Source organism: Nocardia sp. Marseille-Q1738 (assembly GCF_965283145.1).
The window spans coordinates 248,102-260,855 of the sequence record NZ_CBDIMS010000010.1; the positions used below are offsets into that span (position 1 = coordinate 248,102).

The window sequence follows — 12,754 nt, forward strand, 5'->3', positions numbered from 1 at the left end:
GGTACTGGCCCTACGCGGGCGTGGCGATGCGCCGGTCGATGGCCGCCAAGGCGAACTCGGCCCAGCGAATGTTCTCCTGTTCGAAGGAGATTCCGCGCAGCAGGGTCAGGTAGGGGCCGATGCGTTCGGTCTCGGCGAGGTAGGCCTGTTCGCTGCGGCCGTCCAGAAGCCGGGTGCGCAGGCGTTCGTAGCGGGCCAGTTTCGCCTTCGACCACTGCATCCGCTCGGCCACCGCCGCGCGCACCGCCGGGGCGTCCTCGACGTCCATGCCCTGGACCTTCACCATCATCTCGTCGCGGATGGCGGTCGGTCTGGCTTGCGTCGCGATGAATTCGCGCAAGGCGGCGCGCCCGGCGGGGGTGATGGTGTGCAGGCGCTTGTTCGGTCGGCGCTCCTGCTGAACGACCCGGGTCTCGATGAGCCCGTCGGCGGCCATCCGCTCGAGTTCCTTGTACAGCTGCTGGGGGGTGGCCATCCAGAAGTTGGCGACCGAGGCGTCGAAGCTCTTGGCCAGGTCGTAGCCGGACGCCTCGCCGTCGAGCAGGGCGGCCAGCACCGCGTTACGTAGCGCCATCCACCCAATCTAGCACGCGAAGAGATTATTCAAATATTTGTCTTCGTGGGCCTGGACACATCGACTGGACGCCGTTACGGTCATAGTCACCTATTCAAAAAATTGGGTATGAAAGGTGAGGGTATGCATCCCTTCCGAGCGGCCGTGGAGGCCCGCGACGAGGCCGCCATCGAGGCGCTGCTGGCCGAGAATGTGGTGTTCACCAGCCCGGTGGCGTTCCAGCCGTACCCGGGCAAGGCGATCACCGCGGCCATCCTTCGTGGAGTGATCCGTGTGTTCGAGGACTTCCGCTACGTGCGTGAGATCGCCGACGCGGGCGGGCGCGACCACGCGTTCGTGTTCGAGGCGACCGTGGACGGCAAGCAGATCACCGGCTGCGACTTCCTGCATTTCGACGAGGAGGGCAGGATCGACGACTTCATGGTGATGGTGCGCCCGCTGTCGGCGGCGCAGGCGCTCGCGGCGCGGATGGGTGAGCAGTTCGAGCGGATCAAGGCCGAGGCCACCGCGCAGCTCGCACGTGAGGGGGCCGGGGCGTGAACGACTACGACGCGATTGTCATCGGCGCGGGTAATGCCGGGCTGACCGCGGCGGCCACTCTGCAGCGCGCGGGCGCCCGCACCCTGTTGCTGGAGCGGCACAATGTGCCCGGTGGGTGCGGAACCTCGTTCCGGCGTGGACGCTTCGAGTTCGAGGTGGCGCTGCATCAGCTGTCCGGTGTCGGCGTCGAGGGCCAGGCGCTCTCGTTGCGGGAGGGGCTGTTTCAGCAGCTCGGTATCGCCGACAAACTGGAGTTCGTGCAAGAGCACGACCTGTACCGGGCCGTGATCCCCGGCCAGTTGGATCTGACCCTGCCCGCGGACTGGGACGGCGCGATCGAGGCCATCGAGGCCGAGTTCCCCGGCAACCGTGACCGGGCGGCGCGATTCTTCGAGTTGCTCAAGCAGGTGACGTTCTGGCAGATCGCGGCCATGCGCGGCATGCCGGTCGAGCAGATCGATCCGGTGCTGTTCACCTACGGGGTGCGGCCGCTGAAGGACGTGCTCGACGAGTACTTCGACGACGAGCGGCTCAAGACCGCGCTCGGCATCTACTGGACCTACCTCGGGCAGCCGCCGTCGAGGCTGGCGTTCCAGGATCTGGCGCTGACACTGTTCGCCTACTTCGAGTTCAAGCCCTGGCATGTGCGCGGCGGCTCGCAGGCGATGTCCACCGCCATCCTCGACTCCTTCCTGCATGCCGGCGGCGAGGTGCGGTTCAACTGCGGTGTCGAGGCAATCCTCACCGCGGCCGGGCGGGCGTTCGGAGTGCGGCTCGAGGACGGCACCGAGGTCACCGCGTCCGACGTGATCTCCAACGCCTCGCTGCCCACCACCTACGGCATGCTCGACGGCATCCACGTGCCCGCCGCGGTACGCGACGACATGTCCACCCGCCGGATCGGCGTATCCGGGTTCGTGCTGCACATGGGCTTGGACGCCACCCCCGCCGAGCTCGGGTTCACCACCAGCACCACCTTCGTCAACCGCGACAGCGACGACGACCGCACCTACGACTCATGGAGGTCGTTCGAGCCCGCGCGCGGAATCTGCGTCAGCTCGTACGATGTCGCGCCCATCGGGTTCGCCCCCACCGGAGCCACCCACGTCAGCCTGATGACGCTGCAGTACGCCGACATTTGGCGCAACGTGGCTCCGTCTGAGTACGCGCGCGCCAAGTTCGCCTACGCCGAGACGCTGCTGGACCTGTGCGAGACGATCACCCCGGGCATCCGTGACGCCATCGAAGAAGTCGACGTCGCAACACCTTTGACGATGATGCGCTACCTCGGCCACCCCGGCGGCGCGATCTACGGCTACGACCAGGATGCCACCGAAGGCTGGCTGTTCCGCAACAGCGAACGCCGCACCCATGTGCCCGGACTGCACCTGGCCGGTTCCTGGTCCGGAATCGGCGGCTTCCAACCGACCCTCGAAGCGGGCGCGCGTGTCGCCCGTCGACTGCTGCGCACCAAAGCCGCGTGAACGGAAACCATTCGTGAAACATCCTCTTGCCCAACGATTCGACGGCGCGGCCGAGATCCTCGCCGAGATCGACGCCCGCATCCCCGACACCCGCGACCACCTCGCCGACACCCGCGCCACCATCGACACCTACCACCCCAAACGGTTGCAACTAATTGTCGCCGAGATCGTCGACGAGACCACCACCACCAAGACATTCCGAATGCAGGGCCTCGATCAGGCCGAATTGCCGCCGTTCCTGGCCGGGCAGTATGTCAACGTGTTCATCGACGGCACCAGCCGCCCGTACGCGATCTCCTCGTCCCCGACCCAGCGTGGCCACTACGACCTGACCGTCCGCCGCGTTCCCGGCGGCCGCATCAGCAACCTGCTCATCGACACCGTTCAGACCGGGCAGGTACTGACCACCACCGGCCCGGTGGGCACCTTCCACCACAACTCGCTCTTCCATGGCAACGACGTCGTCTTCCTCGCCGGCGGCTCCGGTGTCGCCCCGGCGATGAGCATGCTGCGTGAGATCGCCGAGCTCGGCCTGGACCGCTCCCTCCACCTCATCTACGGCTCCCGCCGCGCCTCCGATGTGATCTTCCGCGCCGAGCTCGACGCACTGGCGGCGGCGCATCCCGGTATCACGGTCGACCATGTGATCGCCGAACCCGATGCCGACTGGACCGGGGCCACCGGCTACCTCACCGCCGACACCATCGCCGCCCTGGCCGGCGCGCTGAAGGGACGCATGGTGTACGTGTGCGGCCCTCAGGCGCTCTACCCCTACGCCCTCGACCAGCTCACCGCACTGGGACAGCCGCGCAAGCGAATTCGTTTCGAGGCCAACGGCGCACCCAGCGACCCGACGGCGCAACCGCACTGGCCGATCGGCGTCGACCCGACGGAGGAAGTCACCGTCACCGTGAGTGGCACCTCCTTCCGCACCCCGCGTAACCGCCCGCTACTGGACGCGCTGGAGGACAACGGCATTCGCCCCGAGGCCGCCTGCCGCTCCGGCGAATGCAGCCTGTGCCGTGTGCGCGTCGTGAAGGGCGAGGTGCACACCGCTGAGGAGGCCCGACTGCGGCTGTCGGACGCACGGTTCGGCTACACGCACTCCTGTGTGGCCTATCCGATCAGCGATGTGGAGCTCGACCTGTGAGTTCGGGCCACTATCGGGCCAATGTCCGGGATCTCGAGTTCAACCTGTTCGAGATGCTCGGCCTGGATGCGCTTCTCGACCGCGGCGCGTTCGGCGCGCTCGACAGCGAGTCGGTGCGCACCATGCTCGACGAGATGCGGCGAATGGCCGAGGGCCCGCTCGGTGCCTCGTTCGCCGACGCCGACCGTCATCCACCGGTATTCGATCCGGCCACCCACACTGTCGCCCTGCCGGACACGTTCAAGCGCTCCTACCGCGCCCTGCGCGAGCTCGGCTGGGAGAAGATCGGCGTACCCACCGAATTGGGCGGTACTCCGGTGCCGCGTGCGGTGTATTGGGCACTCGGCGAGATGGTCCTCGGCGCCCAGCCCGCCGCCTTCATCTACGCGCTCGGGCCGGGTGCCGCCGCGCTGTTCCACGAGGGTGGTCCGGACCAGCGTCACCGCACCCGGGTCGCCGTCGAAAACGGTTGGGGCGGAACGATGGTACTCACCGAACCGGATGCCGGATCCGATGTCGGGTCCGCCCGGACCCGGGCTGTCCCGCAGCCGGACGGGTCCTGGCATCTCGAGGGCGTCAAACGGTTCATCAGCTCCGCCGACTCCGACGACCTGTTCGACAATATCGTGCATCTGGTGCTGGCCCGGCCCGACGGCGCGGGACCGGGTACCAAGGGGCTGGCGCTGTTCGTCGTGCCGAAGTTCCACTTCCATCCCGAGACCGGTGAGCTGGGTGAGCGCAATGGTGTTTTCGTGACCAATGTCGAGCACAAGATGGGTCTGAAGGTCTCCGCCACCTGCGAACTCACCTTCGGCGGGCACGGTGTTCCCGCCAAGGGCTGGCTGGTCGGAGATCCGAACACGGGTATCGCCCAGATGTTCCGGCTTATCGAGCACGCACGAATGATGGTGGGCACCAAGGCCATCGCCACGTTGTCGTCCGGGTATCTGCATGCGCTCGCGTACGCGCGGGAGCGGGTGCAGGGACCGGATCTGACCCGCAAGGACGACAAGGACGCTCCGCGGGTGCCGATCATCCGGCATCCGGACGTGCGGCGGTCGCTGCTATTACAGAAGGCCTATGCCGAAGGACTGCGCGCGGTGTATCTGTACACCGCCGCACACCAGGATCCGGTGGTGGCCGCGCGAGTGTCGGGAGCCGACGCCGAGCTGGCCGCGCGGGTGAGCGATCTGCTGCTCCCGATCGTCAAGGGTGTCGGCTCCGAGCGCGCCTACCAGTATCTGACCGAGTCCCTGCAAGTGCTGGGCGGTTCGGGATATCTGCAGGACTACCCGATCGAGCAGTACATCCGTGACTCCAAGATCGACTCGCTCTACGAGGGCACCACCGCCATCCAGGCGCAGGACTTCTTCTTCCGCAAGATAATCCGCGACCAGGGTGCCGCGCTCGGCCATATCGCGGGAAAGATCGAGGAGTTCATCGAGGCCGAGGCCGGGGCCGGGGCCGGGGCCGGGGTAGCGGAGCGTGAGCTGCTGCGTACCGCGCTGGCGAACGTCCAGGCCATGACCGCCGCGATGACCGGACATATGGTGGCCGCGCAGCAGGACCCAACCGAGCTCTACAAGATCGGGCTCGGTTCGGTGCGTTTCCTGCTCGCCGTCGGCGATCTGCTCGTCGGGTGGCAGCTGCTGCGGCAGGCGGAGGTCGCAGCAGCAGCTGTGGCCGCGGGCGCCGACGGACCGGAGCGGGCGTTCTATCAAGGCAAGATCACCACCGCGCGCTTCTTCGCGCGCACCGTCCTGCCCACCCTCGACGCCACCCGCGTCGTGCTGTCCCAGCTGGACAACGACCTGATGGCGCTGAGCGAAGCCGCCCTCTGAGGTCCAAGGGCGTAATGGGGGTGGAGCAACGCGGCTCCACCCCCATAGTGATACCCAACACCACGAATAGACAACTAATTGTCTATACGCCTACGCTGGCGTTATGCCTGCCGACCATGATCGAACAACCGCCCGCGGCGCGTATGCGCGGTACGTCGCTCTGGGCGACAGCCAGACCGAAGGTGTGGGCGACGGCGACGACTCGACCGGGCTGCGCGGCTGGGCGGACCGTTTGGCCGAACGGCTCGCGGTGGTCAACCCCGACCTGCGGTACGCGAACCTCGCCGTGCGCGGCAAACTCGCCCACCAGGTCCGTGCCGAGCAACTCGACGCGGCGCTGGCCCTGGAACCCGACCTCGTCACCGTCCTGGTCGGCGTCAACGACCTGCTGCGGCCCGGGTTCGACGCCGACGAGGTCGGCGGGCACGTGAACGCGATGTTCGCCGCGCTCACCGCCGCCGGGACGGTGGTAGCCACGCTGACCTTCCCCGATGTCGCCCGCATCACCGCCTTGGCCCGGCCGATCAGCGGCCGCGTCACCGCACTCAATCGGCGCATCCGGCAATCCGCCGCCCGCTACGGCGTCCTCGTCGCCGAAACCGCCGATCACGCCGTCGTCACCGATCCCCGACTGTGGAGCCCGGATCGCCTGCACGCCGGGCCGATCGGGCATCAGCGCATCGCCGACGCCGTAGCCCACGCCCTGCACCTGCCCGGCGCCGACGACAGCTGGACCCATCCGCTATCGCCCGCCCTGCCGCAGCGCCACACCGCCATCGCCGCGGTGAACGAACTACGTTGGGCGGCGACCTTTCTCGGTCCCTGGATCGGCAGGCGTCTGACCGGACGCTCCTCCGGCGACGGGCGCACCGCCAAACGCCCGCACCTCTTGCCCGTCCAGCACCAAGGAGCCGCCCGATGAGCACGAAATTCCGAGACTCGGTGAAGCTCACCCGTGACTTCGGGCGCCACCCCGGCACCTGGCTGCCGCCGCTGCTCGTCCTGCTGGTGCTGTCGATCGCGCTACCCGCCGTCTACCTCGGCGGCACACTGAATCCCGACGGCAACCTACGCGACCTGCCGATCGCCCTGGTTGTCGAACCCCAGACCAGCACCGACCTCGACGCCGCCGAACAGGTCCGCGCAGCCGTCACCGACGGCGTCGACGCCCAAGCCATCGAGCTGATCGGCGGCCTTATCGGCATCGCACTCGGTCTGGTCACCACCAGCGTCTACGACCGCAACCCCGCATTCACCCGACACCCCTCCCCCTGACACCATCGTCCGGCCCACCATGCTGGCGTATCCACGCATCATCGTCGAACCATCCCACGACGTGATCATGGATCTGGCCGGTGATGTCCGCCGCGCCGACGCCGAACACGTCGCTGACCACCTGCGCGACAGCGGGATCGCGGCGCGCTATCTGCGCCGCCGCGTCCTCACCCGCGACCGCGCCTCACCGCTCACCAGGTTGTGCACTGGCGAACTCGACGCGCTCGTCGGCGTGAACCTGCTCCGCGAGGGCGTCGACCTGCCGGAAGTCTTGCTCGGCACGGGCCGCCACGTACCGCGCTGTGCCCACGCCTGCACGTACTCCTTCGCCCCGCCGCGACCACCAGATTTCGGCTTCGACATTGGCGACGACTTCAGCACCCAGATCATCAAAACCAACGCCGTCACCGTCTTGAACCGTCTCGGGTAAGGGACCGGCTTCGGTTTCAGACCAGCGCCAGGAAGCTGCCCCAAACCCGAGACGGTTCAACGGGGACACGCCGCCCAGCACGGGTTTGTTTCAGCCGCGGTGCAGCCCGGGCTTGTTCGGCTGCGGTCGCGCAGTGGCCCGGGTGGCGGGTTCCTCAGATCCTGGCGCGTCGGCTACGCGGCGCTGATTGTCTGCTCCCGCGGCGGCTCTGGCATCGAGCTCGTGTCGCGCGAAGGCGATATCGCGAGTGCTTCGCACCGACAACCGGCCGAGCGAGGCCGCCGCGAAGAACAGGATCAGCGCACCGAGACCATAGAAGTAGCTCAGTTGTAGCACGGCACGTTTCAGGTCGGACGTGGCGACAGGGTCGCCGACATCCCCGATTCGCAGGGGGTCCGCCAGTATCGGCCCGATCACGAACCACAAGCCCGCCGCCACTGCCAGCCACCCGCCGAAGCTCGCCACGAGCCGGTTGCGGCTTGCCAGCATGAGCAATCCGCCGATGATCGCGGCGACACCAGGCAGTACTTGGAGCCACCCACGCGCCGCGGTCCACACCCATGGCTCGTCCGGAGTGAACGCGAAGTTGAAGTACGGCCCGACGAACGGGATCAGCGCACCCCACACGCCCAGGAGTAGCACCGCAAGCCCGCCGAGGGCTCCCCGGCTACGTGGAATTCGGAGCAGACGGCCGCGGCCTGCAGAAACATCGTTGTCGACGTCCCTCATGACGCCTCCATTCGTCGAAGTAGGTGCTTATACGGCCTACCCTTTGTCCAACGCAATACGCACGAACACCGCAGGCGGGGTCTCAGCATCCGGTGATCGGCGGTCGTGCGGTTGCGAAAGAACGCCTGGGCCGGGTTGGGAGTCAGTACGGCATGGTCGGCCACCCTACGCCCGAGCACCGACACCCTGGGCCCGGCCGCATGGACATCCGAACATGACAACCCATATCAAGATCTATAGTTTATGGCTATAGCACGGTAGCTGCGGATTCACGCCCGGAGCGCTCGCCGCGCGACGGATCCCGGCATAGATACAGTCCCCGTACGGGGCCCTGGGGGTGGGGTGTCAACCCGCGGGGCGGGCGGGGACCCACAACACCACGAGACACGCGTGAGTTGCGGTTCCAGGCACCCCGACCGGCGGGACTCTATGATCTGCCGCTGTCACGGGCAGGCTCCGCTCGTGACAGCACAGAGGATGGCTAGACGCCCAGGGGCCCGCCCGGCACCTCACTCACCGGGCGGACTCCCGGGTGCGTCCACCTGCACCAAACCGACTGCCAGCACGGATTTTTGCGGATCACTCGAAGTGACTTCGATCAAAGATGTTGGTGGGCAACGTGCTCGCACCGCCGAGCAGCGCTGAGGTCACCTCGAACGCGCGCATATCCTTTCCCAGCCCGACCCGTGGCTGCACACCCGCAACCACGCCGCGATGTTGGCCCTCGCGCTGCGTCGACGTGACCGCCGCGAAGCCGTCGGTCAACTCGTGCGGATCATCGTGGCCGCACCTGGATCACTGACCGGCCGCTACCGCGAGGGCAGCACCGCCCGCGCCCACGTCGGGCTCCTGCAAACTATGCCCACCCCACCGGGTCTCGCCGTCTTGCTGCGCCCGGCTGCCTGACCGCCGGACGTCGAGCATAGCTGCGGGCAGGTCGAATCACAGCCGCCTGCTGATCAGGCGACGGCCCTCGTCCTGGAATCCGCGCGCGAGGTAGTAGGCGAACAAGTGCCCGACCTCGCCACCGTTCGGCGCGATGACCAACTCCAAAGACCGGCAACCTCGCTCGCGCGCCCACCCCGCGCTGTCATCGATGAGCCGGCCGCCCACCCCCCGGCGGCGCGCGGCGGGCACCACGAACAGATCCTGTAGTTCGGCGATCAGTCCGTTCTCCAATCCGAAAACGGTAGTGGTGACAGCGAAGCCGAGCAGCTGATCCGCGGCATGCGCCACGGCGACCCGCGCCGCGGACGAGGCCAGCAACATCGCGAGGTTGTCACGCAATTCGGCTTCGCCGGTGGTGAAACCGTCCTCGGAGTAGAACGCGACCGCCAACTCCAACACCGCCGACAGATCGACGGGACCAGCGGCACGCACCACGGGAGGTGTGATCGTCATATTGTCAGTACACCCGAGCCGACCTGGATCGCCGAACCGATTTCCACACGCCTCATGCCCCTGCCACCTCGGGCACCGGACCGCCAGGAAACCCCGGGGCCATACTTCACTAATAAAGTATTAGAGGAGGTGGCCCGGATGGCCAGGGACCCATACCGGCTGATCGGGCGCGTCCAGCAGGTCGCGCATTCGTTCCGCAAGCGGTCCGATCGGCTGCTCATCGATGCTGCGGGTGTCACCACCGCGCAAGCCGGGATCCTGGCTGTTGTCGCGGACGATCCAGGGTGCTCGCAACGCGAAGTCGCCCAGCGGCTGCGTCTCGGTGAGTCCGCCCTCGTTGCCGCGATCGGTCGACTGGCGAGTGCCGGCCTCGTCGAACGACGTACCAGCGAACACGATCCGCGCGCCGCGGCGCTGTTCCTGACGCCCCGGGGAGTCACCACCGCAACCCGTGCACAGCAGACATTCGGTGTGATCAACGACCTCGTCCTCGACGCACTGGGCGAGGACGGCCGAGCCAGGTTCGCCGAGCTGCTCGACGCCCTGGATCGGGCTGTCTCCGCTCCCGTGCACCGGGTCGATGCGGAGGAACACCGCCGAGCATGAACGCTGGCTCTATCGGGCCAGGCGGTGGCGATTTGACCTGCCCGGCCGGTATCCGCCGCCCAGGCAACGGCGGGTGGCGGATCGGACCGAACACGTCGCGAGGGCACCGGCCGCGGTCGGCGACCGTTCCGGCCCCACCGGAGACACTGTGCGGTGGCGACCGTGCGGGGCCCGCACGCGGTACCGTCCGGTGCGCCATTTTTCCGATAGCTGTTTCTTTTTGGAGTGCCATGTTGTACGGGCGTCGGGCGGAGCTGACCGTCCTCGCGGAGTTGCTGGAAGGCCGGTGTGGCGCTCTGATTGTGCGGGGCGAAGCCGGTATCGGGAAGTCGGCGCTCCTGGAAGCTTCCGCCGCGCGAGCCCAGGCGCGGGTGCTGCGGGTGACTGGGGTGGAGTCCGAGGCCGATCTGCCGTTCGCGGCTTTGCATCTGCTGCTCGGGCCGGTGCTCGATCAGATCGAGACGCTGCCGCGGCAACAGGCCGAGGCGTTGCGCGGTGCGCTCGGCCTCGCGGACGCCACCCGGGGAGACCGCTTCCTCGTCGGGCTCGCGACGCTCGGCCTGCTGGTGGAGCTTTCGGCGATAGGTCCGGTGGTCTGCTTGGTCGACGACGCGCAGTGGCTGGACGGCGAGTCGGCGGATGCGCTGCTGTTCGCTGCCCGCCGCCTCCATGGCGAGCCCGTCGTGGTGCTGTTCGCCGCACGGGGAGATCGATTCAACGCACGGGGGCTACCCGAGCTGCGATTGGGCAGGCTGGATGACAGTGCGGCCCGGCTGCTGCTCGCCGAGCACGCGGCGGATCTGCCGCCGGCGGTACGCGACCGGTTACTCGCCGAGGCCGCGGGCAATCCGCTTGCGTTGATCGAGATGCCCCGAATGCTCACGCCCGGGCAGCGCCGCGGCGCCCTGGCTCCGATGTTGTTCGCTACAACGGCGCCGGTGAGCGACAGGGTACTGAGCGGCTTCCGTGACCGGATCGCGGTCCTTGCCCCTGCCACTCGCTTCTGCTTACTGGTCGCTGCCCTCGCCAACCACGACGAGCTACGTGTGCTCGAATACGCGGTCGGCCGGCTCGGCTCCACTCTGGCCGACTTCGCTGAAGCCGAGCGCGCGGGGCTGATCCGGGTGTGGCCGGAGAGTGTCGAATTCCACCACCCGCTGGTGCGCGCGGCGGTGGTAACAGCCTGCGATGTGTCCGCGCGGATGGCCGCGCACCGGGCGCTGGCCGAGGCATCCGGCGCAGACCGGCGCGCCTGGCACCTGGCGGCGCTCACCCTGCACCCCGATGAGGAAGTGGCCGCACAGCTGGAGAGCCTGGCGTTGCGGGCACGGCAGCGCGGCGGGCAGGCCGCGGTGTCGGCGGCGCTTTCTCGCGCGGCGGAGTTGTCCGCCGATCCCGGCCGGGCCGTACACCGGTGGACCGCGGCGGCCGACGCCGCAATCGAGGCAGGGTTGTGGCAGCGTGCGGGCGAATTGGTGAACAGCGCCCGGGAGCGGACCGGGGCGACACCGCTGGACGGCTCTGTGCTGGCCGAACTCGCCCATGTGCGCGCGAAGTTGGCGGTCGCGGCGGGGCGGCCGCTACAGGGTGTGCGGCTCTTGGTCGAGGGGGTCGAGGCGGTCGACGATCTGCCCACCAGGTTGTCCCTGCTCGGTATGGCGAGCTACTACGCCTGGGCCAGTGCCACCCACCCGGACCAGCCGGTGCTGGCCCGCCGGATCGAGGAACTATGCCCGGAAGGCGAGGGGCTGCCGGCGCTGGTGCGGTCGATCGTCCGCGCGTTCCGCCTGATCCTGGAGGGCGACGAGGTGACCACGCTCGCCTACCCGATGCCGGGCAGCGCCGTACACTTGCCGCCCGAGCTGCGATTCCTCATCAACTTTCAGGGCCTCGCCCGAGCCGATATCGGTGGCATGCTCGACGGTGCGACCGGACTCGTCGAGGACTGCCGGGCAGAGGGGCGGCTGGGGCGTATGCCGCAGGCCATGCTGCTGCTGGCCATTGCTCAACTCCTCGCTGGCCGGCACCGGTCCGCGCAGGCCACGGTGACTGCCGGCCTTGCCTTGGCCTCCGATGTCGGCCAGCCGATGTGGCGGGGTTACCTGGCGGGTGTGCACGCCTGGCTGTCCGCGGTGAGTGGCGCGGAAGCGGAATGCGAGACGATGGCCGGGCAGGCGATCCTCGATGCCGACTCCGACTGGTGGATGCCGGGGGCCTGCTGGGCCGAATGCGCACGGGTGGTGCTCGACTTCGGACTCGGTCGCTATGACGCGGTGCTCGACCGGATGGATCGGGCGCTGACCGGACCCACCCGGCACGCCTTCCTGTGGCGGTACTTGTGGCCGGACTACATCGAGGCCGCCGTCCGGGTGGGAAATCCGCAATGCGCCCAGGACCGGCTCGGACGCTACGCGGAGTGGGCCGAGGCCACCAGCCGGGCCGTGCCGCTGGCCGTGCTCCATCGGCTCCGTGGGCTGGTCGCCTCCGGCGATGCGGCCGAGCGTTCGTACGAGCGAGCACTAGCCCTGCATGCCGAGGGGCGACAGCCGTTCGAAGAGGCACGCACCCACCTCGTCTACGGGGAGTGGCTGCGCCGCCACCGCCGTCGCGTCGAAGCGCGTATCCACCTGCAGGCCGCCATGGAGACGTTCGACCGGCTCGGCGCGGTTCCCTGGTCCGACCGTGCGGCCGGCGAGTTGCGCGCCACCGGTGTGGGCGCCCGCC

Annotated in this window: 12 protein-coding genes and 1 pseudogene; 10 read left to right on the plus strand and 3 right to left on the minus strand. The window is 68.3% G+C overall.

The features are described 5' to 3' along the window. Positions 1-10: 10 nt before the first annotated feature. Positions 11-574 (minus strand): PadR family transcriptional regulator, encoded by a 564-nt coding sequence (locus ACWPXK_RS29020; protein WP_454199337.1) that lies wholly within the window; start codon positions 572-574, stop codon positions 11-13. Positions 575-697: 123 nt separating this feature from the next. On the opposite strand from ACWPXK_RS29020, the gene ACWPXK_RS29025 reads away from it, so the two are divergent. The 7 genes from ACWPXK_RS29025 to ACWPXK_RS29055 all read left to right on the plus strand — a co-directional run bounded on the left by ACWPXK_RS29025 (position 698) and on the right by ACWPXK_RS29055 (position 7,294). Next, complete coding sequence (locus ACWPXK_RS29025) at positions 698-1,114, plus strand: nuclear transport factor 2 family protein (protein ID WP_454199338.1); 417 nt, start codon at positions 698-700, stop codon at positions 1,112-1,114. Further along, positions 1,111-2,598, plus strand: coding sequence for a phytoene desaturase family protein (locus ACWPXK_RS29030; RefSeq protein ID WP_454199339.1), 1,488 nt, complete (start codon positions 1,111-1,113; stop codon positions 2,596-2,598). The genes ACWPXK_RS29025 and ACWPXK_RS29030 overlap by 4 nt, the downstream gene beginning before the upstream one ends. Before the next feature lie 13 nt (positions 2,599-2,611). Further along, positions 2,612-3,748, plus strand: coding sequence for an FAD-binding oxidoreductase (locus ACWPXK_RS29035; RefSeq protein ID WP_454199340.1), 1,137 nt, complete (start codon positions 2,612-2,614; stop codon positions 3,746-3,748). A 53-nt stretch (positions 3,749-3,801) separates the two neighbouring features. Continuing rightward, on the plus strand, positions 3,802-5,589 hold the full coding sequence (locus tag ACWPXK_RS29040) for an acyl-CoA dehydrogenase (protein ID WP_454199355.1): 1,788 nt from the start codon (positions 3,802-3,804) through the stop codon (positions 5,587-5,589). Positions 5,590-5,692: 103 nt separating this feature from the next. Continuing rightward, entirely contained in the window at positions 5,693-6,511 is an 819-nt protein-coding gene (locus ACWPXK_RS29045; protein ID WP_454199341.1) for an SGNH/GDSL hydrolase family protein, read from the plus strand. After that, entirely contained in the window at positions 6,508-6,864 is a 357-nt protein-coding gene (locus tag ACWPXK_RS29050) for a hypothetical protein (RefSeq protein WP_454199342.1), read from the plus strand. Before ACWPXK_RS29045 ends, ACWPXK_RS29050 begins: the two co-directional genes overlap by 4 nt. 67 nt (positions 6,865-6,931) lie before the next feature. After that, entirely contained in the window at positions 6,932-7,294 is a 363-nt protein-coding gene (locus ACWPXK_RS29055; RefSeq protein ID WP_454199343.1) for a hypothetical protein, read from the plus strand. A gap of 90 nt (positions 7,295-7,384) precedes the next feature. Here the strand turns inward: ACWPXK_RS29055 and ACWPXK_RS29060 are convergent, their stop codons facing one another. Then, complete coding sequence (locus ACWPXK_RS29060) at positions 7,385-8,023, minus strand: hypothetical protein (RefSeq protein WP_454199344.1); 639 nt, start codon at positions 8,021-8,023, stop codon at positions 7,385-7,387. Between the two features lie 648 nt (positions 8,024-8,671). On the opposite strand from ACWPXK_RS29060, the pseudogene ACWPXK_RS29065 reads away from it, so the two are divergent. Beyond that, positions 8,672-8,929, plus strand: a pseudogene (locus ACWPXK_RS29065) (DUF3703 domain-containing protein); the annotation flags it as partial. Positions 8,930-8,965: 36 nt separating this feature from the next. Here the strand turns inward: ACWPXK_RS29065 and ACWPXK_RS29070 are convergent. After that, the gene (locus ACWPXK_RS29070; protein WP_454199345.1) at positions 8,966-9,424 is read right to left on the minus strand and encodes a GNAT family N-acetyltransferase; all 459 of its coding nucleotides are present in this window, start codon (positions 9,422-9,424) and stop codon (positions 8,966-8,968) included. A gap of 138 nt (positions 9,425-9,562) precedes the next feature. On the opposite strand from ACWPXK_RS29070, the gene ACWPXK_RS29075 reads away from it, so the two are divergent. Next, the gene (locus ACWPXK_RS29075) at positions 9,563-10,030 is read left to right on the plus strand and encodes a MarR family winged helix-turn-helix transcriptional regulator (protein ID WP_454199346.1); all 468 of its coding nucleotides are present in this window, start codon (positions 9,563-9,565) and stop codon (positions 10,028-10,030) included. A 230-nt stretch (positions 10,031-10,260) separates the two neighbouring features. Next, positions 10,261-12,754, plus strand: a 2,494-nt coding sequence (locus ACWPXK_RS29080; RefSeq protein WP_454199347.1) for an ATP-binding protein, incomplete at its 3' end; no start/stop codon positions are given.